Origin of the sequence: Bacillus sp. FSL W7-1582 (assembly GCF_038593325.1) — a bacterium.
Lineage (GTDB): Bacteria > Bacillota > Bacilli > Bacillales > Bacillaceae > Bacillus > Bacillus altitudinis.
Genome location: NZ_CP151987.1, coordinates 1,927,896 through 1,953,886 on the forward strand (window position 1 = coordinate 1,927,896; position 25,991 = coordinate 1,953,886).

General features: G+C 41.0%; 22 protein-coding genes and 1 other RNA gene. 5 read left to right on the forward strand and 18 right to left on the reverse strand.

Going from position 1 to position 25,991, the window contains the following annotated elements; translation table 11 throughout:
- Nucleotides 1-5: 5 nt before the first annotated feature.
- The 4 genes from prpB to NSQ11_RS09765 all read right to left on the reverse strand — a co-directional run bounded on the left by prpB (nucleotide 6) and on the right by NSQ11_RS09765 (nucleotide 4,224).
- Nucleotides 6-923 carry a methylisocitrate lyase gene (gene prpB / locus NSQ11_RS09750; protein WP_035391757.1) on the reverse strand — a complete coding sequence of 306 codons (918 nt, stop codon included), beginning with the start codon at nucleotides 921-923 and terminating at the stop codon, nucleotides 6-8.
- Between the two features lie 12 nt (nucleotides 924-935).
- Nucleotides 936-2,372, reverse strand: coding sequence for a bifunctional 2-methylcitrate dehydratase/aconitate hydratase (locus tag NSQ11_RS09755; protein WP_025207494.1), 1,437 nt, complete (start codon nucleotides 2,370-2,372; stop codon nucleotides 936-938).
- A gap of 2 nt (nucleotides 2,373-2,374) precedes the next feature.
- Complete coding sequence (mmgD, locus tag NSQ11_RS09760; protein WP_342501098.1) at nucleotides 2,375-3,517, reverse strand: citrate synthase; 1,143 nt, start codon at nucleotides 3,515-3,517, stop codon at nucleotides 2,375-2,377.
- 167 nt (nucleotides 3,518-3,684) lie between these two features.
- On the reverse strand, nucleotides 3,685-4,224 hold the full coding sequence (locus tag NSQ11_RS09765) for a DUF420 domain-containing protein (protein ID WP_008346516.1): 540 nt from the start codon (nucleotides 4,222-4,224) through the stop codon (nucleotides 3,685-3,687).
- A 204-nt stretch (nucleotides 4,225-4,428) separates the two neighbouring features.
- Between NSQ11_RS09765 and NSQ11_RS09770 the strand changes: the two genes are divergently transcribed.
- Nucleotides 4,429-4,935, forward strand: coding sequence for a GNAT family N-acetyltransferase (locus NSQ11_RS09770; RefSeq protein ID WP_008346514.1), 507 nt, complete (start codon nucleotides 4,429-4,431; stop codon nucleotides 4,933-4,935).
- A 152-nt stretch (nucleotides 4,936-5,087) separates the two neighbouring features.
- Here NSQ11_RS09770 and NSQ11_RS09775 read toward each other — a convergent pair whose 3' ends face one another.
- The 8 genes from NSQ11_RS09775 to NSQ11_RS09810 all read right to left on the reverse strand — a co-directional run bounded on the left by NSQ11_RS09775 (nucleotide 5,088) and on the right by NSQ11_RS09810 (nucleotide 11,008).
- Nucleotides 5,088-5,879 carry a 3D domain-containing protein gene (locus NSQ11_RS09775; RefSeq protein WP_007500712.1) on the reverse strand — a complete coding sequence of 264 codons (792 nt, stop codon included), beginning with the start codon at nucleotides 5,877-5,879 and terminating at the stop codon, nucleotides 5,088-5,090.
- A gap of 256 nt (nucleotides 5,880-6,135) precedes the next feature.
- Nucleotides 6,136-7,917, reverse strand: a complete 1,782-nt coding sequence (gene recQ, locus NSQ11_RS09780) for a DNA helicase RecQ (protein WP_144626229.1) — start codon at nucleotides 7,915-7,917, stop codon at nucleotides 6,136-6,138.
- A gap of 135 nt (nucleotides 7,918-8,052) precedes the next feature.
- A non-coding RNA gene (ssrS, locus tag NSQ11_RS09785) (6S RNA) lies at nucleotides 8,053-8,238 on the reverse strand.
- A 133-nt stretch (nucleotides 8,239-8,371) separates the two neighbouring features.
- Nucleotides 8,372-8,872, reverse strand: coding sequence for a TraR/DksA C4-type zinc finger protein (locus NSQ11_RS09790; protein ID WP_057079424.1), 501 nt, complete (start codon nucleotides 8,870-8,872; stop codon nucleotides 8,372-8,374).
- Nucleotides 8,873-8,963: 91 nt separating this feature from the next.
- Nucleotides 8,964-9,611, reverse strand: coding sequence for an SDR family oxidoreductase (locus NSQ11_RS09795; protein ID WP_144626230.1), 648 nt, complete (start codon nucleotides 9,609-9,611; stop codon nucleotides 8,964-8,966).
- Nucleotides 9,612-9,788: 177 nt separating this feature from the next.
- Complete coding sequence (locus NSQ11_RS09800; protein ID WP_008346505.1) at nucleotides 9,789-10,130, reverse strand: PH domain-containing protein; 342 nt, start codon at nucleotides 10,128-10,130, stop codon at nucleotides 9,789-9,791.
- 478 nt (nucleotides 10,131-10,608) lie between these two features.
- Nucleotides 10,609-10,746 (reverse strand): YozQ family protein, encoded by a 138-nt coding sequence (locus NSQ11_RS09805; RefSeq protein WP_017359491.1) that lies wholly within the window; start codon nucleotides 10,744-10,746, stop codon nucleotides 10,609-10,611.
- Nucleotides 10,747-10,795: 49 nt separating this feature from the next.
- The gene (locus tag NSQ11_RS09810; protein ID WP_008346502.1) at nucleotides 10,796-11,008 is read right to left on the reverse strand and encodes a DUF6501 family protein; all 213 of its coding nucleotides are present in this window, start codon (nucleotides 11,006-11,008) and stop codon (nucleotides 10,796-10,798) included.
- 209 nt (nucleotides 11,009-11,217) lie between these two features.
- Here NSQ11_RS09810 and NSQ11_RS09815 point away from each other — a divergent pair, with 209 nt between their 5' ends.
- The 4 genes from NSQ11_RS09815 to NSQ11_RS09830 all read left to right on the forward strand — a co-directional run bounded on the left by NSQ11_RS09815 (nucleotide 11,218) and on the right by NSQ11_RS09830 (nucleotide 16,599).
- A complete protein-coding gene (locus tag NSQ11_RS09815) occupies nucleotides 11,218-12,702 on the forward strand; it encodes an aldehyde dehydrogenase family protein (protein ID WP_017359492.1) in 1,485 nt (494 codons plus the stop codon).
- Nucleotides 12,703-12,802: 100 nt separating this feature from the next.
- Nucleotides 12,803-14,680, forward strand: coding sequence for a prenyltransferase/squalene oxidase repeat-containing protein (locus NSQ11_RS09820; protein WP_035391751.1), 1,878 nt, complete (start codon nucleotides 12,803-12,805; stop codon nucleotides 14,678-14,680).
- Nucleotides 14,673-15,497: a superoxide dismutase gene (locus NSQ11_RS09825; protein ID WP_342501099.1), complete on the forward strand. Its 825-nt coding sequence runs from the start codon at nucleotides 14,673-14,675 to the stop codon at nucleotides 15,495-15,497. The genes NSQ11_RS09820 and NSQ11_RS09825 overlap by 8 nt, the downstream gene beginning before the upstream one ends.
- A gap of 151 nt (nucleotides 15,498-15,648) precedes the next feature.
- A complete protein-coding gene (locus NSQ11_RS09830; RefSeq protein ID WP_035391745.1) occupies nucleotides 15,649-16,599 on the forward strand; it encodes a bile acid:sodium symporter family protein in 951 nt (316 codons plus the stop codon).
- 31 nt (nucleotides 16,600-16,630) lie between these two features.
- Here NSQ11_RS09830 and odhB read toward each other — a convergent pair whose 3' ends face one another.
- The 6 genes from odhB to NSQ11_RS09860 form a co-directional block, all read right to left on the reverse strand.
- Entirely contained in the window at nucleotides 16,631-17,887 is a 1,257-nt protein-coding gene (odhB, locus tag NSQ11_RS09835; protein ID WP_007500721.1) for a 2-oxoglutarate dehydrogenase complex dihydrolipoyllysine-residue succinyltransferase, read from the reverse strand.
- Nucleotides 17,888-17,901: 14 nt separating this feature from the next.
- Nucleotides 17,902-20,736 carry a 2-oxoglutarate dehydrogenase E1 component gene (sucA, locus tag NSQ11_RS09840; RefSeq protein ID WP_035391743.1) on the reverse strand — a complete coding sequence of 945 codons (2,835 nt, stop codon included), beginning with the start codon at nucleotides 20,734-20,736 and terminating at the stop codon, nucleotides 17,902-17,904.
- A gap of 224 nt (nucleotides 20,737-20,960) precedes the next feature.
- The gene (locus NSQ11_RS09845) at nucleotides 20,961-22,877 is read right to left on the reverse strand and encodes a VWA domain-containing protein (protein ID WP_058336741.1); all 1,917 of its coding nucleotides are present in this window, start codon (nucleotides 22,875-22,877) and stop codon (nucleotides 20,961-20,963) included.
- An 11-nt stretch (nucleotides 22,878-22,888) separates the two neighbouring features.
- Nucleotides 22,889-23,767 (reverse strand): MoxR family ATPase, encoded by an 879-nt coding sequence (locus NSQ11_RS09850; RefSeq protein ID WP_017359496.1) that lies wholly within the window; start codon nucleotides 23,765-23,767, stop codon nucleotides 22,889-22,891.
- Nucleotides 23,768-23,856: 89 nt separating this feature from the next.
- Nucleotides 23,857-24,435: a superoxide dismutase family protein gene (locus NSQ11_RS09855; protein WP_019743268.1), complete on the reverse strand. Its 579-nt coding sequence runs from the start codon at nucleotides 24,433-24,435 to the stop codon at nucleotides 23,857-23,859.
- Nucleotides 24,436-24,512: 77 nt separating this feature from the next.
- A complete protein-coding gene (locus NSQ11_RS09860) occupies nucleotides 24,513-25,844 on the reverse strand; it encodes a peptidoglycan endopeptidase (protein ID WP_035703339.1) in 1,332 nt (443 codons plus the stop codon).
- Nucleotides 25,845-25,991 lie beyond the last annotated feature (147 nt).

Sequence of the window (25,991 nt, forward strand, 5' to 3'; positions counted from 1 at the left end):
TCATTTTATGAATGCTCTTTCCCGATTTCCGGCAGGATCGTTTTGGCTAAATGCTGATCCATTTCTTCATATTCATCATAATGAATCGTTTCATATAGCTCTTTTCTCGTTTGCATGTCCTCCAGCATTCCCTGCTGCGTCCCTTTTTCCTTAATCTCTGTAAATAAACGCTCATACGCTTTTGCAGCAACTCTCAAGGATGACACTGGATAAATCACCATTTGAAAGCCAAACATAGAAAATTCGTCTGCATGATAATAAGGTGTTTTTCCAAACTCCGTCATGTTTGCAAGAAGCGGCCCTTTTATATTGTTTGAAGCATACGTGAAATCTTCTGCTGTAATCAGCGCCTCGGGGAAAATGGCATCTGCTCCTGCTTCTAGATAGAGATTAGCCCGGTGAATCACATCCTCCACCCCGTTTACTGACTTCGCATCCGTTCTTGCGATGACAAGAAGTGTAGGTGCCGCTTGTTTGATCGCTTTGATTTTCGCCATCATTTCTTCTACAGAAACAAGTAATTTTCCGTTTAAATGTCCGCATTTCTTCGGCATTTGCTGATCTTCAATTTGAACAGCCGCTACCTTGCTCTCAACCATCTCTTTTGCTGCTCTGGCTGCATTTAATACACCGCCATAGCCAGTATCCATATCAACCAAAAGAGGCAGCTGAGAAGCTCGAATGATTTCCTTTGCCTTTTCCGCCATTTCAGTGGAATGAATCATACCAAGGTCAGGAAGCCCTTTGCTTGCGCAAAAAGCGGCACCCGATAAATAAAGCCCTTGAAATCCCATTTTCCTCGCATAGAGCGCAGACATTCCATCGTGAACGCCTGGAATTTGAAATAAAGCGGATTTGTGCATTTGCTCTTTAAAAGCTGCGGCTAAGTCAGCTTGACTTACTTCATCATTCACGATCCACACACTAGCTCCCCCTTATATGACAAATAAGTCCATAAATGCTGGTACTGTCGTTGTTTTTAATTGATTGGGATTTTGACAAAGTGAAACAATTTGATCGACTTGTTTTTGTGGAAATCTCGTTTTCAAATGATATACCCATTTCTTTTCAAGCAGCGGGATCCCTTCCTGCCTTCTTCTGCGATGACCAAGCGGATATTCAATTTCGATTCGATCTGTCATCGTTCCGTCTTTAAAGAAGATTTGAACACAGTTTGCAATTGATCTCTTTTTCGGATCTAAATAGTCTTCTGTATACCTTTTATCTTCTTTCACGATCATTTGATCACGCAAACGGTCAATGAGCGGATTCTGCGCCGTTTCTTCTTCATAATGATCAGCGGTCAGCTCACCATAGATTAACCCAATGGCTGTAATATACTGCAAGCAATGGTCACGGTCTGCCGGGTTGTAAAGCGGTCCTTTTTTATCAATAATTCGAATGGCTGATTCATGTGTCGTAATCTCTATCCTGTCAATCTCATCTAAACGGTCTTTTACCGCGTCATGTAGAATGACAGCGGCCTCAGCGGCAGTTTGCGCATGAAATTCTGCTGGATAAGCAATTTTAAAGAGTACATTTTCGATCACATATGACCCAAGCGGCTGGGCAAGTGTGAGTGGTTTTCCTTTCATTAACACATCTTCAAACCCCCACTTTTCTGCACTGAGGGGCGTTTGATAGCCCATTTCTCCTTTCAATGTCATCATCGCTAGTCTCACTGCACGGCTTGTTGCATCCCCTGCTGCCCATGATTTCCTCGATCCTGTGTTTGGGGCGTGGCGGTACGTTCTAAGCGGTGAATTGTCCACAAATGCTTGTGATAATACATGCTGCACATCTTCTTTCGTTCCGCCAAGCATTGCACAAACGACTGCACTTGATGCCACCTTGACAAAAAGAACATGATCCAAGCCATTTCGATTCAAACAATTTTCTAAAGCAAGCACACCTTGTATTTCATGTGCCTTTACAATCGCATGCAGTACGTCATTCATCGAAAGCGGTTCTTCTCCGTTTGCAAGCCTCGTTCTGCTGATATAATCGCTTACAGCCAATATCCCGCCCAGGTTATCTGAGGGATGCCCCCACTCCTGTGCAAGCCACGTGTCATTATAATCTAACCAGCGAATCATACAGCCAATATCAAAAGCCGCTTGAACAGGATCTAATACAAATGAAGTGCCGGGCACTCTTGCTCCGTTAGGGACAACAGTTCCAGGTACGATGGGTCCAAGATGCTTCGTGCATTCTGGAAAGTTGAGCGCCAGCATTCCGCAGCCGAGTGTATCCATGAGTACATACCGAGCTGTTTCAATGGCCTCTTTGCTCGTAATTTCTCCATCCACGGCATAAGCTGCGATATCTTCTAATAGTTGATCTGTTTGATTGGCTACTGCTGTTTTATTCATATTCATTCCCCCGTTTTTCCATCATCATTTGAGACTTTTAATCCTCTTGGTCCTAAATACCTTACTCTCGGTCTAAAAATCCGATTGTGTGAATGCTGCTCGATGACATGCGCTGCTAATCCGCTTGCTCTCGCAGCAAAAAAAATCGGTGTATAAAGTGAAATAGGAATACCGAGCACGTAATAAATAGGTGCTGCGTAATAATCAAGGTTTGGATAGAGGTTTTTCTTTTCTTTCATGTATGCCTCGCCTGCGACGCACATGTCATAAAGCGTCGTGTCTCCTTTTGGTTCGGTAAGCGTTTTCAACGATCGTTTTAAAAGAGCCGCTCTTGGGTCCATTTTTCTCATGTATACCCGGTGTCCAAAGCCCATCATTTTTTCTTTTGCGGCTAATTTACGTTCGATGAGCGAAAGGAAACCTTCTGTTGTTTTGCCTTCGAGCAGCATGTGCATGACTGCTTCGTTTGCGCCTCCGTGTAAGTCACCTTTTAATGAAGAAATCGCTCCAGTAAAAGCACCATACATGTCAGAATGAGTAGATGCAATGACTCTTGCTGCAAATGTTGAATTCGGCAGCTCATGCTCACTATAAAGCGTGAGTGTTTGGTCAAATGCTTTGATTTCGTCTTGTGCCGGAGTGCGGCCTGTTAACATCGCTAGAAAGTTTTCAGTGTAGGATTTGGTCTGGTCTGGAGTAGGTGTGGTGTCTTGTGTGAGAATATGATAGCTTCCCGCAACAATCGCTGGTAGCTGGCCAAGTAATCGAACAGCACGCGCTTGTTGGCATGCTTCTGATCGATCATTCAGTTGTTCATCGTACCCTGCAAGAGCAGATAAACACGTTCTCATGGCATCCATTGGGTGAGTGGTTTTTGGCAGTTTTGTCAAAATGGTTTGAATGGTTGGATGTAAGCTTGTTTGTGAGGAAATATCTTGCTGAAATTGGTGATATTCCATTGCATCTGGTAATCTTCCATAAATGAGCAAATAGGCTGTTTCTAAGTACGTCTTGTTTTGTGCCAGCTCGATGAGGTCATAACCGCGAATCACAATTTCTTCTTGCTGGACATCTAGGAACGAAATTGACGTTTCGCTTGCCACAATGTCTTCAAGCCCCGGTTTGTACTGCAATTGTTCAGTCATCATATAACCCCCGTTTCGTTCAATTGTGTTCTCCAAACGAGCAAACGGCCAGACATGATGTGATTCTATAGGTGGGAAGATACCGTGCAAGTCGGATACCCAATTCCCATTTTATCCAAAGCACTTCATCTTGTAAATAAAAGAACGTATGTCCAGATGGACATACGTTAGCTGTAGTATGGAGAAATCATAATATATACGATGACACCTGTTAGACTGACATAGAGCCAAAGAGGCATGGTCCATCTGGCAATTTTACGATGACGTTCGACTTGCATTTGTGCGCCTCTAAAGAGAGTGATCAGTGCAAGCGGTACAATGACGGCAGATAAGACGATATGTGTGATGAGAATAAAGAAGTAAATCGGACGAATGATTCCTTCTCCCCCGAAGTGTGTATCAGCTGCCATTGAATGATACGTCACATACGAAATTAAAAAGACAAGTGTTGTTGAAAAAGCCGCAAAGATAAATCGTCTATGGGCTTTAATGTTCTTTTGTTTAATCATAATGAGCGCTGAAAGTAAAAAGATAAACGTAAAACTGTTCATCACGGCATTCAGTAACGGCAGAAATGTAATATCCAGATGACTAAATTTATCTGTTTTTGGCATGAAAAATAATAAAGCAATTAAGCCGTTTATGGCAATTGTTAAAAAGACAACAATGCCGGTGAAATTTTTCGGTTTTTGATTCTGTTCGTTCATGTTTGAAAACCTCTCTTTATTAGTTCCGACTAAGAGTATGTTATTTAACTTTCTCTCTAAAGTCAATGAATTCGCTGTCTTCGTCGAATTTTAGACAAACTTGCCGATTGCCTGCCTTCTAGCGGCTTGAAAGATCCACTCACTTCCTTTAGAATGGGAATTTGTGTGGTTTTTATCAACTCTTCTATGAAAGGAGCAATAGACTTGTCAATCTTACAGGAAACAACAAAAGATGTGAAGACATTAGAGCAAGAATTACAGCAGTTGCAGTTCCAAATGTATCGAATGCAAGAAAATATAAAAGATATTTCAAAAAAAGCAAAGATTATTGGCATTGATCAAGCGAAGGAAGATGAATGGATGATCGTCTCTGCAATTGAGAATGCAGATACGTGCAAAATCATGTTAAGCGATTGTGAAAAAGCTTTTCGCGGACAATCTGATTTTTCCTTGATTGCGGAATATCCTGAAGAAGGAAAGATTCACATTGCCGATATTAAAGGCCCGCCTGATAATGGCTATGGATCCATCTGTATGAAGCATTTAAAAGAAATCGCAAGAGAGCAAAACATTCCAGTCATTACTGGGGATCTCGTCAAAAGAGATTGGAACCATGTGGACCGCCTGATTCATTTTTATGAAAAACACCATTTTGATGTCCAAATTAATTGGAAAGAGCAAAGCGGAGAAATTTATTGGGTGGACAGCTAACGACACAAAAACCAGCGTTGAGATAGACTTATACGCTGGTTTTTGTCGAAAATGCGAATTTTTCAGAAAAATATGTGTATTTCCGGCCAAAAAAAGGTATAATAAAAGCATCAGGCCGCCACCTGATGCTTTCTTCCAAAAACAATAGACTACTAGTTAAGTACTTTCACTTTGACTGATTTTACGCCCCAATTTTTAGCTTGGGATTTGCTTGGTACGTGTACATCAATTTTGTTACCTTTAATTGCGCCGCCAGTATCTGCTGCGATGGCTTCACCGTAGCCTTCAACATAAACCTTACTTCCTAATGGAATGACATTAGGATCTACTGCGATTACTTTTGCATTTGGGTTTTTGTTTAAGTTTACCCCTGTTGCAGTGATACCTGAGATGCCACCATCATTTGCTGTATAAGCCGTAGCCGTTACAGTCATTTCTTTTTGAACACTTTGACTAGCAGAAGATGATTCTGCTTTAGCTGTTTCCTTTTTAGGAGCAGCTTTTTTCGTTGTTTGCTCTTTTTGGACAGGTGCCTGTTTTTGAACAGGTTCTGAGCTTACCGGAGCTGAGCTTTGACCAGCAACACTTAATGTTGAACCAATCATAATTATATCTGAGTTTAAGTTATTCCAAGACTTAATATCGCTAATTGACACATTGAATTTTTGAGCGATTTTCCAGAGGCTGTCCCCCTTCTGGACTTTGTACTGCTCCTGAGTTTTCTCTTTTGAAGAGATTGTCAATTTATCTCCTACATAGATCATGTCTGTAGATAAATTGTTCCAACCCTTTAGGTCCTTTAGAGACACATCATTTTTTTGAGAGATTCCCCAAAGTGTATCACCTTTCTGTACAGTGATTTCCTTTGCAGAAGCTTGCTGTGCTCCTAATGCTGTTGTTGAGATTGCTGCAACAGCAACCAAGGACATAATAGTCTTCTTCATAAAGTAAATCCTCCCTTGTTAGCTTTTTATGGCGGCTAACGAGTGCTATCGTAACATATGTAAATGTCATTTCAATAACAAAACGATATGTTTTAGATTACAGTTCCTTTACATGAAACATCTCTCTCCATTGGTAAATCAGCCCACTAAATGGCTCAATTCCGCACCATATCAAGGTTTTGTAGGGATGGAAATCATCATGATGAAAACGCGTCCAAGTGAAACGAAAAAAATTTATTTTCCTTCTTCAAACTCTTTATTTTTTCTCTTTTTCTATAAATAAACGAATTTCTTCTAAAAAAACATCTCCATATTTCTCTCTTTTTTGTGCACCGACACCCTTAATATTTAAAAGTTCTTCTTCTGTTTTAGGCTCTACTGCTGACATTTCTTTCAATGTTTGATCAGAAAAGACAACAAATGGCGGAACGCCCTGCTCTCTTGCCAACTTCATTCTGACCATTCTTAACTGCTCAAATAATGCATCATTTTCTTGAATAGCCTCTGCCTTTATCGCCTGCTTTTTATAGACGGTCTCCTGCCCCACTAGCACTTTCTTTCCTTTTTGTGTCACTTTTAGTGTTGGAAAAGCTCCTTCAGACATGTGTAAATACTCTTCTGTAATTAAAAATTCAATGAAATCACTGATATGTTGGGCTGAATGCTGTTTCATTAAAGCATAAGTAGGGAGCCGGTCGAAACCAAAATCAAGCACTTTTTTGTTTTTAGAGCCGGCTAATACTTGAGCTATCATCATTTTTCCAAATCGTTCGTTCATTCTAACGGTACACGACAAAACCATTTGTGCTTCTCTCGTGACGTCTTCACGCTCTCTCTCGTCTAGACAGTTGCTACATTTTTGACAAGGGGCACTTGATGATTGGTCAAAGTAATCCATCACAAATTGCTGAAGGCACTGTTCCGTATGACAGTAGTCTACCATTTGTCTCAGCTTGAGCAATTCATGCTGATACCGCAATTCATCTTCTGTTGATTGTTCAATGAGAAAGCGCTGCACGCGTACGCCTTGCGGTGAAAACAGCAAAATGCATTCACTTTCAAGCCCGTCTCTCCCGGCACGTCCTGCTTCTTGGTAGTAACTTTCAATATCTCTTGGAATTTGATGATGAATGACAAAACGTACATTAGACTTATTAATCCCCATACCAAATGCAGATGTAGCTACCATTACTTGAATATCATCATTTAAAAAAAGATTTTGCTGTTCTTCTCTCACTTCATCATCTAATCCTCCGTGATAAATACCCGCTTTGATCTTTTGCTTTTTTAGACGATGATAAATTTGATCTGCTTCTTTTCGTGTGGCTGTATAAATAATGCCTGACTCAAGACTGTTTTTCTTCATATATTGTGTGATGAATTGGTCGCTGTTTTGCCCTTTCACTACTTGAAAAGACAAATTTTCTCTAGCAAAACCAGTAAAGATTGTTTCTTCTTCGTCCATGCCAAGTTGCTCACATATATCCTGTTGGACCTTCTTTGTAGCAGTGGCTGTTAATGCTACAATAACAGGCCTTTTTGAAAGCTTGTTTACACATTCTTGTATAAAGCGATAGCTCGGTCTAAAATCATGTCCCCACTCAGATATACAGTGCGCTTCATCTATAGCCATTAAAGGAATCGTCAATCGATCAAGCAGCTGAAAAAAACGTTCATTTTGTAAGCGTTCAGGGGTGATATAAAGCAAATCATACTCCCCCTGTTCACATTTTTTCAGCCTTGTATTCATTTCACCTGCTGAAAGTGTACTATTTAAAAAGGACGATCGTATTCCCATCTCATTTAACGCATCAACCTGATCTTTCATTAAAGAAATAAGCGGAGATACAACGATTGTCGTTCCTTCCATCATAAGGGCAGGAATCTGGTAGCAAACCGATTTCCCTCCACCTGTCGGCATAATGCAGACCGTATCCTTCCGTTTATTCACAATCGATTCAATGGCTTGTTTTTGTCCTTGTCTAAAAGCATCAAAGCCATAATATTGTTTAAGAAGTGCTTCAGCTTGTTGTAACATCCAATTCCCTCTCCGTCGTTTGTTTTGTCTATTTTAACATACATTTGTCCATCCACATTCGGTCTGTTCAAAATCGTATTTTGGACAAAATAAAAAGCCATTTTCCAAAAATGGAAAATGGCTTGAATCATCCTAGGAAAAGCTGCGGATGCCGTAATCTAAGTAAGAAAGTTTTAAACCACCACTCCTCAAAGTGGGTGTTTGCAGAAACGTTCCTGTCTTCCTCTCGAAGGAGGCGTGACATTCCGGATTCAATATAAAACTCCCTATTACAGCTTAAAGGTTAAAACTTAATTAACATTACGCGCATCGCAGCCTTTAAACTATACTACACGAAAGTTTATTAAATTTCAAGATATGTTTTTTCTAAAAAAATACTCATGTATACAAGATTTTTGTCCATGTAGACGGGGGAAAACATTATGTTGAGAAAACATAAATTCCTCTCATCATGTTATTTTTCCTCATCTACATCAACATCTTGCTCTTCTTCTAGCCTTTCATACGTATCTGAATGCATTTGATCCATTGTTTCTCTATTTGTTAAATCACGCATTTGCTCAGAGAACGAACGGTCAAATTCATTTGGATCTTGATTGGTTTCTTCATTTTTCTTTGCATCAATTGAATAACGAGTATAGGGTACTGCTTTCAAACGTTCATATGGAATGTCTTTTCCTGTTTTTTCACAAATTCCATATGTTCCGTCTTCCATCCGCTTAAGCGCTGCATCAATTTCACCTTCGAGCTGATCATCGACTTGATCCAGCGTCTGTTCGGTCATGCGGTCTAAATAGATGCTTCCGTGATCTGCGATATGGTTTCCAACACCATTTGAAATCTCATTCGATTCGGCCAGCATGGATTCTTCTTTCTTTTTTGATCCTTTCACATCTTCTTTTAATTGAATAAGTCTTTCATACAAATCAGCTTTTTGCTCTTTCGTTAAGCTCACGGTCAATCACTCCTTTCTTTTTACCTTCCCGCTCCATGCGAAATGAAAACATCAAAAAAGCCGCCGCCTCTTTGGCAGCAGCTTTCTTCATTTAAAGATTGCGAAGTGCTTCTTCTACTGGTGTATCACCTTTGATTAAGTCAAAGGCTTTATTTTTCACATTGAATTCCGTTAAGCTTTCCACTAAGACAGTGGCTACATCTTCTCTGGAAATCTCAATGTCACGATCGTCTGGAATATGAGCAGCCGCTTCTATTTTCCCTGTCTTCTCCTCATGCAGCAGTGCTCCTGGCCGCACAATGGTGTAAGAAAGACCAGACTGTTTTAAATGTTCATCGGCTTTTCTTTTCGCTTCATAATAAATCTCCATACTGCCTTGTCCTTTTCCTTGATGAGGATCGTCGGCATTATAAGAACTCAGCATCACAAAATGCTGAATATTTTCTTTTTTGGCTGTATCAACGAGGCGTTTTGCCCCCTCTTGATCAACAGCGATGGTTTTATCTGCACCTGTTTTTGAGCCTGAACCAGCTGCAAAGATGACAGCTTCTGCTTGCTTCACAGCATCTGTCACATCCTTTTCAAGATCACCGATGACAGGCGCTGCCCCAAGTTCTTTTAGCGCATCTGCTTGTTTTTCATCTCGAATGAGAGCAAGCGGCTCATGTCCTTTTTCTTTTAAATATCGAATGACAAGTCTCCCTGTATGTCCGTTTGCTCCAGCAACTAATACTTTCATTGTTCATTCTCCTTTCTGTATCTGTTTCATCTTTATCCTTTTTTGTTGTGATTCAAACACATGAATAGAAAAAAGCCTTCCCCACTGTAGTGGGAAAAGCTCAAGAGATGTGCGATAGATAAAAATAAGAACAAAGAATGAGAAAAGTGCATGTGATCTATGTAATCGCATCGTTGATCAGCAAAGATGTTTTGTTAAAATGGCCTGCACGTCACTCAAATCTGTATCTTTAGAAAAATCGAGTTCAAATACTTTTGAGCTTGTAACAAGCAGCATACCAGTGTCCTGATCAAACACGCCAGCTTCTTGAATGGCAAAACTTTCAATTGATCGATACGGCAAGGAGACCCTGACTTTCTTTTTAGAAAATACGCGGTTATCGCCAAAGATCAGTCGTTTATTGGTGAAACAAATTTGGTCGTGACGCAGTCTGTAAACAGCCTCAATTCTTTCTCCTTCAATTAATAAGGATTCGAATTTTTTATGATCATTTTGTTTACTGACAGAAAAAATACCCACGTAAACCCCCTCTTCCTGCATCAAATTCCTTTATGACAAAACGGCCACACGGCTCTGTGGGTACGTTTTATTCTCACTTATAGAATACGCTATAAATCGTCGTTATTCCATTACGAATAGATTAAATTTCATTTAACTTTTTCTTTTTGATCCGATGCTCTTTCCTCTACTTATTTAGACTGTTAAAGCAGGAAAAAAGTTTCATTTTTTTTCAAGAAATCATTCGTTATGAGACCATAAAAAAACAGTGATTATGTAAAATCACTGTTCAGCGTGTAGACAAACCCTCGCATTCTTTGTCAGTCCTGCGCTCTGGTGCTCACGAATGGCAAATTCGCTCCGCAAAAGTAGCTGTCCTTCCTAGACTGCAAAGGTTTTCTATCACGCTGAAAAGAAGACAAAGGGCTAAAATAAAGTTCATTTTAGCCCTTTGTCAACAATCTGAACAGTGATTATGTAAAACCACTGTTTTAAATGACTATTCATCTTTCGGGGTATCAATCGTTCCTTCGGCATACACATCAGAAATTTGCTCAAGTGTAATCGCCATATCAGCATCTTCATTGTCATGCCAAGCATTTTGATGTTTCTGCTCTTCTTGCTGCTGCTTTTTCATCATCATCACCCTTTACTGTTTTTCTTAGTATGAGTGATGACCATCAAAATCATTCAGCAGAATTGTCTTCGAAATACTCTTTGTAGTACCCGCCTACTTTACCCGTATTATCAACGACAAAGAGAAATTCCTCAGTTTCATTTTTCACATCATATGTGTGCCCAACCGTTAATGCTCGGTCAACCATATATTTTTTCGCATTTGTATGTACACATTTTACTTGTTTTATCGTTTCAGCCGTTTGCCAGTTTTGATGGATCATGATTTAAAAACTCCTTTTTTCATCTATACATTTATTGTAGCCAATTTTTCGTGAAATGCAATGAGTGTTATCGATTGCTTTCAAAGATGTCGTGTAATATGATAAATGTATACGTTTACATCTGTGTGCGTATACAAATTGCTTCATGTCCACTTTTTCCACCTAGAACTCGCAGAACAACCCATATCTTTAAGGAGGTTTGTTTATTTATGAGCTCTACAACACTTCAAATCAGTTCAAAACTCGAATCTTTTCTCCAAGGGACGAAAAAACTCTACATTAACGGTCAGTTTGTCACAAGTCATGATAACAAAACATTCTCTACACCTAACCCTGCCACAGGAGAAACCCTTATTGATGTATATGAAGCAGGTGCAGCCGACATTGATGAGGCAGTAAAAGCTGCTAAAAAGGCGTTCCATGGACCTTGGCGTTCTATGTCTGCAGCCGAACGTGCCCGCTTGATGTTTAAGCTGGCAGATTTAATGGAAGAACACCAAGAAGAACTGGCCCAGCTGGAAACACTTGACAATGGAAAACCAATTAATGAAACAACCAATGCGGATATCCCTCTTGCCATTGAGCACATGCGCTATTATGCAGGGTGGACCACGAAAATGACTGGACAAACCCTTCCTGTCAGCCAGGGATATTTTAATTATACCCGCCATGAGCCTGTTGGCGTTGTGGGACAAATCATTCCTTGGAACTTCCCGCTCCTCATGGCCATGTGGAAAATGGGTGCTGCACTGGCAACAGGCTGCACCATCGTTTTAAAGCCAGCTGAACAAACACCGCTATCTGCTTTATATTTAGCTGAATTAGTGGATAAAGCCGGATTCCCAGAAGGCGTGATTAACATCGTTCCTGGATTTGGTGAAACAGCCGGTGAAGCATTAACCGATCACCCTGATGTCAATAAGCTGGCTTTCACTGGATCAACAAGTGTTGGGAAATTGATCATGGAGAAAGCAGCCAAATCCATCAAGCGTGTTACTTTAGAGCTTGGCGGAAAATCGCCGAATATTATTTTACCAGATGCCGATTTAAAGAAAGCCATTCCAGGTGCATTAAACGGCGTGATGTTTAACCAAGGTCAAGTGTGCTGTGCAGGATCAAGGGTCTTTGTGCACCGGAGCCAATATGATGAAGTCGTCGATCAAATGGCTAAATATGCGACATCATTAAAACAAGGAGCTGGTCTTCATCATGATACCCAGATTGGGCCTCTAGTGAGTAAAGAGCAGCATGAACGTGTGTTAGGTTATATCGAAAAAGGGAAGTCAGAAGGTGCAACAGCCGTAGTCGGTGGTGACTGCCCTTATGAAGCAGGCTATTTCGTCTCCCCTACTGTCTTTAGAGATGTAGAAGATGAAATGACAATCGCAAAAGAAGAGATCTTCGGTCCAGTTCTATCTGCAATTCCTTACGATTCCATTGATGAAGTGGTCGAACGGGCCAATCAATCTGACTATGGGTTAGCGGCAGGACTTTGGACAGAAAACTTAAAGCATGCTCACGATATCGCTGCACGCCTAGAAGCAGGGACCATTTGGGTCAACTGCTATAATGTCTTTGATGCCGCCTCCCCGTTTGGCGGATATAAACAGTCAGGCCTTGGCAGAGAAATGGGATCATATGCCCTAAACAACTATACAGAAGTCAAAAGCGTGTGGATTAATCTGCAAGATTAATCATTTAAGAAAGCCGGTGACGATGTCATCGGCTTTTTTTGAGCTGTCATGTGACAGGCCGACTCCTGAATATAGTGATAAAGGAAAGGAGCATGGCCGAATGCAAGATTTTAAAACGAGAGTCAACGAATATATCGATGAACTGCACATGCAGGTAGAACGCAGACAAAGAGAAGATGGCGCATTTATTTTCTGCTTTGAAGGACCTATGATGACAAATGCTTTTTTCATTATGCTGTTAAAAGCCGTTGGTGACCCCGATCAGCAATTGATCCATCAATTGGCCGAAGCAATACATGCCAAACAAAATGAAGATGGTTCCTTTTCTTTGTATCATGACCAGTCAGGACATCTCACAGCTACAGTACAAGGTTATTGCGGAATGCTCGCATCTGGCAGATTTCAAAAAGACGAGCCCCATATGGAAAAAGCAGCACAATATATTCGCTCAAAAGGTGGCCTAAAGAACGTTCATTTTATGACAAAGTGGATGCTTGCCGTAAATGGCATGCACCCTTGGCCCTACTTCTATGCACCTCTTTCCTTTTTACTCATCCCTACGTCTTTTCCGCTACACTTCTACCACCTTAGTGCCTATGCAAGGATTCATTTTGTACCCATGATGATCGCACTGAACAAACGGTATACCTCTCATGCTGCGTTTCCATCATTAGCCCATCTTGATGAAAACATGTCTAAAAATCCATTTGACTGGTTTATGGCAAGAGAAGAACGTTCGACTGATGACTTCCTCATGTATATGCGGTCATATACAGCCCTCGACAGCCGGCTCGACTTTTTCGGATATGAAGCGGCAAAGCGATACATGTTTGACCGTCTTGAAAAAGATGGGACGCTGTACAGTTACTTAAGTGCAACCATCTTTATGGTCTATGCCCTCATGAGCCTTGGGTACTCCCCTGGACATCATCTCATCCAAAAAGCAGTCAGGGGTATGAAAAAGCTCGTCACCTCCTGTCAAGGCAAGATATATGCTGAGAATTCCACCTCGACTGTGTGGGATACAGCGCTTGTCAGTTACGCTTCTCAAAGAGCAGGAAGAAAACGAGAAGATCCCATGATCATGAATTCCTTCACCTATTTGCTGGACCGCCAGCAAATGAAGAAAGCGGATTGGGCAGTTCATAACCGTCTTGCTACTCCCGGGGGCTTTGGTTTCTCACATATCAATACGAATAATCCTGATTGTGATGACACGCAAATTGTGTTAAAAGCGATCCCAAAAGAATACGCTCCACTTCAGTGGAAACGAGGATATGACTGGCTTCTCTCCATGCAAAACCGTGATGGCGGCTTTTCTGCTTTTGAAAAAAATCAAGATCACTTTCTACTTCGTCACCTTCCGCTTGAATCTGCGGAGGATGCGGCGATTGATCCGTCAACTCCTGATATTACTGGTCGTGTGCTCCATTTGATTGGTTTAGAAGAAAAAGAGACTGCTTCACCCACGATTCTCAGGCAAAAAGATCGATGTGTAAAATGGCTCATTGACCACCAGGAGAAAAACGGATCATGGTTTGGCAGATGGGGTGTTTGTTATATTTATGGAACTTGGGCAGCGTTAACAGGACTGAAAGCGGCCGGCATTCCCTCCTCACACCCTGCTGTGCAAAAAGCGTGCCGTTTCCTAAAGCAGATTCAGCTTGAAGATGGCAGTTTCGGAGAATCGTGTAAAAGTGCAGAACTGAAAACCTATGTCCCGCTTTCCTTTGGCACAGTGGTTCAAACCGCATGGGCGACAGAGGCGCTCCTCCAATATGAGAAAGCAAATAACGCAGCCATTTTGAAAGCTGTCTCCTTTTTAGTGAACCATCACCATACTGAAGAAGCCATGTACTATCCGGTCGGCATTGGACTGCCAAAACAATTTTACATCACCTATCATAGCTACCCATTTGTGTTTCCGATGATGGCTTGTTCTACATTTTTAGAGGAAATGAGGCGTATACATGAATAAAGAAGAATATCGCTCACAGCTCAAAGAGTGGCTTAGCACGATTCAACATGTGTGGCAAGATGATAATATCCATCGAAAAGTGGAACATTTACGACTCAAAATGGAGGATGATGATTCCAGTGAACAAGAATGGTACGAACTAGCCGAAAGGATTGCAGAAGACATGCAGCATCCACACGAAGAAGTGCGCGATGTAGCAGCTGGAAATCATCAGTTACCACCACTGCCTTATCGGTATGACACACTCGAACCTTATATTTCAAAAGAAATTATGTACTTGCACCATCAAAAGCATCATCAAACTTATGTTGATGGTCTAAATCAAGCTGAACTTGCGCTAAAAAAAACAAGAAGAACCAACGACTTTACGATGATCAAGCATTGGGAACGTGAGCTTGCCTTTCATGGGGCAGGACATTATTTACATTGTATCTTTTGGTTTTCCATGAGTCCTTCAGGGAAAAGAAAACCTACTGGTCAAATGCTTCGTCTCATTGATCAATCATTTGGCAGCTATGAGGCGTTCAAGTCACATTTTTCAGCTGCTGCCAAACAAGTAGAAGGTGTCGGATGGGCGATTCTTGTATGGTCCCCTCGATCTCAGCGTTTAGACATTTTACAAGCAGAACGCCATCAGTTCCTCTCACAATGGGACGTCATCCCCCTTCTTGCTCTTGATGTGTGGGAGCATGCCTATTACCTCCAATATCGAAATGAAAAGGCGCAATATGTAGACCGGTGGTGGAATGTCGTTGACTGGCGTGAGCCAGAAGCAAGACTAAAACAGGCTCAACAAGTAAAATGGACACCTTTTTGATCGCATACTCCACATAGTTCATTTACTATGTGGGTTTTTATTAGTTTACATAATAATATTATGAACACCCCTTGCAAAATCATAGGTTGTTTTTTCAGAAAATTCATTTAAAATAGAAAAGATATGAAAAGAAAGAGAGTTGAACGATAGTATCAACACCCTTTTACACATTAGTCACTTTGCAGGAAGAACATTCGCTATATGGGTCATTGTCTTTGCTTGTCTAGGTTTTACTTTTCCTGCGGCATTTTCTTTGATTGGACCTTATATCCCTTTTTTACTGGGCATTATTATGTTTGGCATGGGGCTGACGCTGTCTTCTGAAGATTTTAAAGAGCTTTTTAGAAAGCCTCTTTATGTATTGATCGGGGTTTTAGCGCAGTATACACTGATGCCACTCATAGCATTTTTATTGGCCTATGGGTTACATTTGCCTTCTGAAATCGCTGTTGGTGTCATTCTCGTCGGCTGCTGTCCAGGCGGGACTGCATCCAATGTAATGACCTTTTTGGCGAAAGGAAATACGGCCTTATCCCTTGCCGTGACAACGATCTCGACACTACTTGCTCCCATTTTGACCCCTGTTTTTATTTATATTTTTGCAAAATCTTGGTTATCTGTATCACCGGGTGCTTTGTTTTTGTCGATTGTCCAAGTTGTCTTAATTCCGATTATTTTAGGTGTCATCGTCAAATTGTTTTTTAAAAAACAAGTGACGTATGCTGTACAAGCACTTCCACTTGTATCTGTTACTGGCATTGTCGCCATCATTGCAGCTGTTGTCAGCGCAAATAAAGAACAGATTCTGCAATCTGGACTGCTTATTTTTGCCGTTGTTGTTTTACATAATGCTCTTGGTCTATTATTGGGTTACCTCATTGCAAAATGGTGTAAAATGGACATTCCTTCTCAACGAGCAATTTCAATAGAAGTAGGGATGCAAAATTCTGGACTTGGCGCAGCCCTTGCAACCGCACATTTTTCTCCACTTGCCGCCGTTCCCAGTGCCATTTTTAGCGTATGGCATAATTTATCTGGCTCTTGGCTGGCAACATTTTGGTCAAAAAGAGGCTACTCAGAAAATAAAGACCAAAAAAGCTAGTACCCTCATCGGTACTAGCTTTTTCTTTCGATTATCCTTCAAGCAATAGCTGTTCAGGATCTTCAAGTAGATTTTTAATCGTGACAAGGAACCCAACAGCTTCTTTACCATCGACAATACGGTGGTCGTATGAAAGAGCTAAATACATCATTGGACGGTTTTCAAAGCGTTCTTCATCAATTGCAACAGGACGAAGCTGAATTTTATGCATACCTAAAATTCCAACTTGAGGACTGTTTAAAATTGGTGTTGAAAGCAGAGAACCAAATGTTCCTCCGTTTGTGATCGTGAATGATCCACCTTGTAATTCATTGAGCGATAATTTGTTATCTCTTGCTTTTTTCGCAAGATGACCGATTTCTTTTTCAATTCCTGCAAATGATAGTCTATCTGCATCACGGACAACTGGTACCACAAGCCCTTCATTGGCGGCTACAGCAATACCGATGTCATAGAATTTTTTAATGACAAGCTCATCACCTTGAATTTCTGCGTTGAGAAGTGGATATTTTTTAAGTGCTGCTACCACTGCTTTTGTGAAGAAGGACATGAAGCCCAGTTTCACATCGTTTTGTTCAAGGAAGGCATCTTTGCGACGCTTTCTTAGATCCATGACAGCTGTCATATCGACTTCATTAAATGTTGTCAGCATCGCTGCCGTTTGTTGAACTTCAACTAAACGTTTTGCAATGGTTTGTCTGCGGCGTGACATTTTTTCACGCTCAACTGGTTTCCCTGCTTGATCATTTTGCACCGCAGCATTTGCTTTTGGCGCGGCTTTCGGTGCACTTGCAGGAGCTTCATTCTTTTGGTAAGAAGCTACATCCTGCTTTCGTACCCTGCCCAGCGGATCTGCGGTTGGAATCTCAGATAAGTCTAACCCCTTCTCTCTTGCTAGTTTTCTAGCTGCTGGAGAAGCGATCGTTCTGCCATTACCAGATTTCGGCTCTTCTTTTGCTGCCTCTTCTTTTTGTTCAGCTGCTGGTTCTTCTTTCGAAGCTGGTGCAGAATCTTGCTCAGGTGCTGGAGCTGCGGACTCGCTTCCGCCAGCTTCACCTGCTGCAATCGTTCCGATGACTTCTCCAACTTGGACAGTGTCACCAGAATCTTTCAGTACTTCTTTTAGAACACCAGATTCTTCAGCTGTCAATTCGACATTGACTTTATCTGTTTCAAGTTCTAACAGGTATTCCCCCTGCTCAACATAATCGCCCGGCTGTTTTAGCCACTGAGCAATTGTTCCTTCCGAGATTGATTCCGCTAGTTCAGGTACTTTAATTTCCGCCATTTTTCATTTCCCCCTTAGTTTTTGCGAGTCAAGCTATCAGATACAATTCGTTCTTGTTCTTTTTTATGAACAGTTGGATCACCCTCAGCCGTACTTGAACGTCTTCTGCGGCCGATGTAACGTACTTTTACTTTTTCAGATGCAATTTCACGTAAATATGGCTCAATATATCCCCAAGCGCCCATATTTTGCGGTTCTTCTTGCACCCATACGATTTCTTCTAAGTTCGTCAGTTTTGATAAAATGGCTTTAATATCTTTGGCTGGGAATGGATATAATTGTTCCACTCTCGCAATATGAAGCCAATCTTTTGAGTCTTCCATTTGAGTAAAACGATCACTAATATCGATCGATACCTTCCCGCTCGATAGCACAAGGCGTGTTACTTTTTCATGATCATGCACAAGGCCCGGCTGTTCAAGAACTGGACGGAACTGTCCATCTGTTAGTTCTTGGACTTCGGATAATGTGTTCGGGTTTCGAAGCAGACTCTTCGGTGTCATGATGACAAGAGGACGAATCTCTTCACGAAGCAGCATTTTCGCCTGTCTTCTAAGAATATGGAAGTATTGAGCTGCACTTGTCAGGTTCGCAACTGTCCAGTTATTCTCAGCAGCTGATTGCAAGAAGCGTTCTGTTCTTCCACTAGAATGTTCTGGACCTTGTCCTTCATATCCATGTGGCAAGAGCATCACAAGCCCTGACTTTTGTCCCCACTTGGCGCGGCCTGCTGAAATAAATTGATCAAAATACACTTGAGCCGCATTTGCGAAGTCTCCAAATTGAGCTTCCCAAATCACTAATGTTTCAGGAGAATAGACATTATAACCATATTCAAACCCGATGACAGAGCCTTCTGACAGTGGACTATTATGGACTGTAAATGATGCATTTGCATCACTCAGTTCATGAAGAGCAATGAATTCATCACCCGTTTGACTGTCGTGAAGAACAAGGTTTCTTTGAGCAAATGTGCCTCGCTCAGAATCCTGTCCGGTCATTCGAATCGGCGTACCGTCTTTTAATATAGATGCAAATGCCAGTGCTTCACCAAGTGACCATTCCACTTTGCGATCATCTGTAAACACTTTTGCACGTTTTTCAAGGATCCGCTTTAGCTTACCGAATACTTGGAAGTCTTTCGGCCAGCTAATTAATTCTTCATTCAGCTTTCTTAATACATCAAACTCTACAGATGTATCAACTGCAGGGAAGCCGTTAGATACAGGCTCTGGCAGTTCGATTTCTTGAATCGTATGTTCTTTCTTTGAAGGTACTTTTTTATAAGCTTCTTCAATTTTTGCCGTGACAGCCTGCTCAATTTCTTCTCTTTGTTCTTTTGACAGAAGGCCCTCAGTGACAAGCTTATCTGCGAAGATATTCTTGACCGTTTTGTGCTTTCTGACCGCATCGTACAGCATTGGCTGAGTAGTAGAAGGCTCATCCATTTCGTTATGGCCATATCTGCGGTAGCCAATCAAGTCAATTAAGAAATCCTTTTTAAACCGTTTACGGTATTCTACCGCCAGCTGAACAGCTGCTAAACAAGCTTCTGGATCGTCTGCATTGACGTGAACAATTGGAATCTCGAAACCTTTTGCAAGGTCACTAGCGTATTTCGTTGAACGAGATTCATTGCTTTCTGTGGTAAATCCAATCATATTGTTGGCAATGATATGGATCGTTCCCCCCACTTGATAGCCGACTAATTGACTTAAATTTAATGTTTCTGCGACAATTCCCTCTCCAGGAAATGCAGCATCCCCATGAATTAAGATGGCTAACGCTTTTTCAACGTCTTGAACTGGATAGCCTTTTTGAGTACGCGATTCTTGAGCAGCACGAGTGCTTCCTTCAATAATCGGATCAATAAATTCCAAGTGACTTGGGTTATTGGCAAGTGTGACTCTTGCACTCTTTGTATCTTCATCTTTGATTTGGCGGTCAGCACCGAGATGATATTTTACATCCCCTGTCCATCCGTAGCTGATGCCGATAGAGCCTTCTGATGGTACAAGCTCTTTATTAGGCGCATGCTGGAATTCTGAGAAAATGATCTCATATGGCTTTCCTAACACATGTGCTAATACATTTAAACGGCCTCTATGTGCCATTCCAATGTTAATATTTGAAGTCCCTTGTGTAACAGACTCGGATATAATTTCATCAAGTACTGGAACAAGTGCGTCTAATCCTTCTATAGAAAAACGCTTTTGTCCAACAAATGTTTTATGAAGGAACTGCTCAAATTGCTCGACTTCTGTTAATCTTTTGAGTACAGAAACTAGTTTATCTGCTGGTTTTTTCTTAAATAATTCACCAGACTCAATAGATTTAGAGAGCCAGTTGCGCTCTTCGAAGTCATGTACATGATCAAACTCAAATGAAATGGTACGCTTATACGTATTTCTCAAATGGTTAATGGCTTCTATGCCGTTTGAAATGTGTTTAGGTGCATCTGGACTAATAATTGATATTGGAATATTCTTAACGTCTTCTTCAGTTAAACCGTATTCCTTTAATGGAAACAGCTCTTGTAATTCCTTTTCTTTGCGAAGAGGATTGACGGAAGCATTTAAATGGCCATACGTTCTGATGTCTTCTGCCAGTTTAACGACTGATGCTATCTTTTGGATTTGTTCAGAAGTAACTACGCTATTTTCTTTTTTCCCAATTTCCTCCTTCATTTCACTCGGTGGTGCACCAAGTTCATCAAATATGCCTCTTATGTCTTCATCAACACTAGTAGGATCCTGGACATATTGATCGTAGAGCTCGAGCACGTAGCCGAGGTTCGGACCATGAAATTCTTCCCAACTCAACGGTTGTTTCACATCATTTTGAAACATTTTGAACACTACCCCCAACTTTGATCATCAAGTGATTGAACACTATCTCGATATAACTTCCAGAACACAATGACCAAATTTATGTAATAAAACGCTTCCAATCATATTCTACCACTGTTTCGGATTACTTTCTACATTCTTTGTTCAATTAAAGATAAAAAATTCAAAGAAAAACAAAAAATTTAAATCATTCCGAAAAATATTTTAAAGAAAGGGGCAAAACCTTATGCCCCAATGCTTTTATGCAGCAATTTCTTGAGTAATGGATATAGCACATCTGGCAATGTATCGACATCCGGTACAAAAATGCTGAACTTGCCATACATATCTTGGATCGTTTTCATCTGCGCCTCTTCAATCGGAGAATTGGATAAAAACACATTGATCACTTCAATTCCCTTTTTTCTCGCTTCGAGAACCGCTTCATGTGTATCCACGATCCCATTTTGTTCGTAGCTGAATGCAGCCGGCTCTCCGTCTGAGAAAACAATGAGGAACTTTTGCTCTTCTCTTCGTTTTAAAATCATTTTTGTCATTTGGCGAATCGCATATCCATCCCGGTTATCTTCTTCTGGCTCAAGTGACATAATGGATGGTCCTGCGTCAAATAAGGAATCTTTGAACGATACGACGGTGTTAAAGTAGTTCGGCTGACTTGTTTCAGTTGCGTCATTTGTATCTTCCCAGAACCCAACAATTTGATGAGGTACCTGCACTGATTTTAAAGCTTCATGAAACAGAACAATCCCTTTTTTTGTCTCATCCATCTTGTCAAACATACTCGCAGAGCAGTCAACTAATAAAGTGAACACAGCATCAATTTGAGAAGATGGCGCTTGTTTTTTATAAAATAGTCGAGGGTTAGACTCTGTAAAATAACGAATGAGCTTTTTACTGAGACGCCCTGCATGAAGATCTGTTTTTGGCCATGATTTTTTATGCTCAAGTGTTTTTTGAATCATTTGTTTTAAGCGTTTCTGATAAGGCTCGATTGCCTTTGCGTGCTGCTTGTACACATCTATTTGCTCTGGTGAAGGAGGTTCTGGTGAAATCATGACTGGAAAAGCATATTTGTTTTCTTTTCCATTCTCATGCGCATCTGCCCCGCTTTCTTCTCCTTCTGCCTCTTCTAGTGCTTCAAGCTTTGAATAGTCTTTTCGATGGGTTTGTTTGGCTGAACCTTGAACCGTTCCAAGCGCCTGATCTCCATCGTCACCTTCTCTTGCCGCATCTTTACCGAGATCGCTTTTACCACCGTGTTCTAAATCAAATTGAAGGAAACTTTTAGATGGTGCTTCCGTTTCTCTATGCCATACTTCCATATATTCATTATGGATGTCTTCATCCCCCTCTTTTTCCCGATCGACTTTTATATCCTCACTTAATTTAGGCTTTCTTTTGAGGTCATGGAAAAGCGGTTCTTTTGCCGCTTTTTCATAGTCCAATTCTGGGAAGAAGAAGTATGTATTCAGCATATCCTTTTCAAGGAGCTCATCGAAGCCTTCTGTCAATTCCTTCACAATGATGGCAATATCAGATGTCGAGCGTGCGTCATATACACGTTCAAGACTTGACTCAATAAACGGAATCATTGGGTCTATCCGCTCATGAAGGGGTGGAATTTCTTCAAGCGGAGATTCGGCTGTCAGCTTCACGTATATCGCACAAAAGAGTGCATCTGTTAAAATACTGCGCTCTTGGTTAATCGTTAATTGTGTTTTAAAGTGACGTCTGTAAAGCTCTCTTCTCCGTTTAAATACCTTTTTTGTTCCTGGGCGGTCACGTTTAATCCGCTCTTCAATGCGGATATCTTCAAACAGCATAAACAATTGTTTGCACACATCAGGAATGGATAATGTGTGGGCATAGCGAATGATGTCTTCAAATACTGTAAGATCGCTATACACTGTCCCTACTGCTCGCAGAAACACATCACTTTTTAGGCCTGCCATCATATCCTCTTGATGACGATCATCCCAAAAATGGCTGATGAAAATTTTCTTTTCAAACGGTTCATAGTACGACTGAACACCGTATTCAAGCTCCACATCATCACTTTTGGCAAGTGTTTTGGCTAAATCCGTTAATTCCATAAATAGAAATGAATCGATTCTGCTGTCATTAAATTTGATGAATTTCAAAAGTCAGAACCTCACTCGAATAATGTTTGAGCGATATTTCTTACCGCTGCTTTTTCCCGGTCATCTTCTAGCTTCTCTACAATTCCTCGTTCAATTGCACGAAGCGGCGGAATATATTGCGCAAGATCACATGTGTCTAACAGTGCGCGAATGGATGCGGCTTCTTCACTGACCTGTCCATTGTGTGCTTGGACGATGAGATCTGATGAGAGCTGTACGAATTGATCGATTAAACGCTCATCCTTTAATACGGATTGAGTGTGCAGTACTTCTTTTAAAATGCCACCGCCAATGTAAGGAACTTCAATGACGACAAAACGGTTTTTCAGCGCTTCATTGAGCGGCACTGTCCCCACATATCCCTCATTGATTGCTGCAATCACGCCAAAACCTTCTTCTGCTCTAACGACTTCACCTGTAAATGGGTTTGTCATCATTTTTCTGTAATCAAGCACACCGTTTAAAATAGGCAGTGTTTCTGGTTTTGCCATGTTGATTTCATCAATATATAAAAGGTGTCCTTTTTTCATTGCTTTTGTAACGGGTCCTTCAATGAATTCTATAGAAGCAACTTGTCCATCATTATGGATGGTTTTATAGCCAATAAGACTTTCTGCATCAAGGTCAACTGAGCAGTTTACACTGTGCATCGGCTGTTGAAAGAACGCAGATAAAGTTTCTGCTAGTTTGGTTTTACCTGAGCCCGTCGGTCCTTTTAACAGAACATTTTTTCCTAGGGCAAGTGCAATCATGGCATCTTGAATAATAGACGTATCTTGTGATTCATAGCCGCCTGTTCCGATAAGCGGACGAAATTCTTCTTCGAGAACTTTTCCTTTTGCTTCGATCATTGCTTGAATTTCTTCTGGGAGTGCTGGTTGGTTAAACATATATGATTAATTCCTCTCTTCGATCATTTTCCTCACCAAGTATACTAAAAAAACCTTTATGCACTCAATACATAAAGGTTCGTCTTCTGTTATTTTACCATTTCTTTTGTGATGGCTCCGCAAGCAATGCGTTTCCCTGAGTTGCCAGAAGGGTTGCTTAAGTAATCATCTGCTTCTGCATGGATGATAAAACTTCGCCCGTTTTGATTAACTAATTGATTCTGGCCTCCCTTTAACGTCACATCTGGTACATTCACGACAACATCAATTTGTCCATCTGCCCCTACTTCTAAATTAGGCATATCTCCAGCATGATGCCCTTTTGGGTTGTCGAAGCCATGCTCTCTATGGGTCGGATTAAAATGTGCACCTGCTGTTTCAAAATCTGGCGTTTCACATATTCCTGTTTCATGAATATGAAAGCCGTGAGGACCTGGCGGCAGTCCTTTCGCTTTCACATGCAGATCCAGCCCATTTTCTGAGGACTCTCTTATTTCAATGCTCCCTATTTTTTGACCGCTTTCGTTTATGAGTGACGTTGTGACTGGTGCTTGTTTAGGTGCGGCAACTTCTCTTGTTTCTTCTGTCGTTTCTTTTTTCGGCGGTGCATGACATGCTGATGCGGTAAAGATCAAACATATCATGATCATCCACACTGACTTTTTCATTTATGACTGCCCCCTTTTGTTATCAGTATGGACAATCACAGCAACGGGCAAACAAAAAAAGCCGAAAATCGGCTTTTTTAGAAGAAACGTTTTGCGCCTAGGTAGGCTTTTTTCCAATATGGATTGCTTAAGTTTGAAATTCCTACTCCGCTGTCACTTGCATGAAGGAAATCTCCTCCACCTAGGTATAGTCCCATATGAGAAGGACCTGCTTTGTACGTTGTGAAATAAACAAAATCTCCAACTTGTGGTGTGCTGACAGGCGTCATCATATTCCAGTATCCTGCTGTACTCAATCTAGATACTGATGAAACCTTATTAATGAGATAGTAAACAAAGCCGCTACAATCAAATCCAGCTGGTGTATTGCCACCCCATCTGTAAGGAATGCCTGTGAGTTTTTTACCTTCTTGAATCATTGTCGTGATTTTTGCATTCATTGGAACGTCAGTTTTATTATTGTTGACCGGTGTTGTTGAACCGTTTGACGTAGAACCATTAGATCCAGTTGAACCGGAAGCTGTTCCGTTGATTTTTAATACTTGTCCAATTCTCAGCACATCACTTTTCAAGCTGTTTGCTGTGCGGATTGATTGAACCTGCACCTTAAACTGATTCGCAATTTTCCATAATGAATCACCTGATTTAACCGTATAAGATGTGGTTTTACTACTTGAAGACTGATTGCTGTTTGAAGGCGTGCTAGATTGAGCAGGTGCTTTCGGCTGACTTGGTTTTGACGTCACCGTTCCTTTTACCTTCAATACTTGATTTGGATAAATCATATCAGATTTTAGCGAGTTCAATGTTTTAATTTCACCAATCGACATGTTTAACGAATTGGCAATTTTCCAAAGTGAATCGCCTAATTTTACTTTATATGTACTAGATGCTGATGACGAACTATTAGAATTCGTTGATTTGTTACTTGAGCTAGAATTAGATGTTGAGTTTGAATTTGTTGACTGGCTGCCGCTCGTTTTCGTCGTTCCAGACACTTTCAGCTTTTGTCCAGGACGAATGAGGTCACTGTTTAAGCTGTTCAAACTTTTCAAACTTGCAACTGACATTTTGTGATTCTTCGCAATCAGCCATAATGAATCCCCAAGCTTGACTGTATAGCTAGATGTTGTTGAAGCACTTGATTTCGTTGCTTTTGAACTTGTTGATGAGCTGGATTTTGAACTTTTTGCACTAGGAATCTTTAAGCTTTGTCCTGCAAAAATCATCGTCGTTTTTAATTGATTAAGAGATTGAAGTTCCGAAATACTTGTGTTGTACTGTTCGGCAATCTTCCAAAGTGAGTCACCGCTTTTCACCTTGATCGTCTGTGCTTCTGCCGGTGCAGCAATAACAGCTGAGCCCGCGATCGCTGAAACTGTGAGGCCGGTTACTACTTTTTTCTTCATAGATAAATCTCCGCCTTTCATGATTTCGTCCCATAAGACTTATGTACTAGTTTCGAGTTTAGCATTTAATGGTTCTGCTTCTCTTGCACTATTTTATCTTTATTTCTATAATATTACTCGACATGAAGACGTTGGGCAATACTAAAT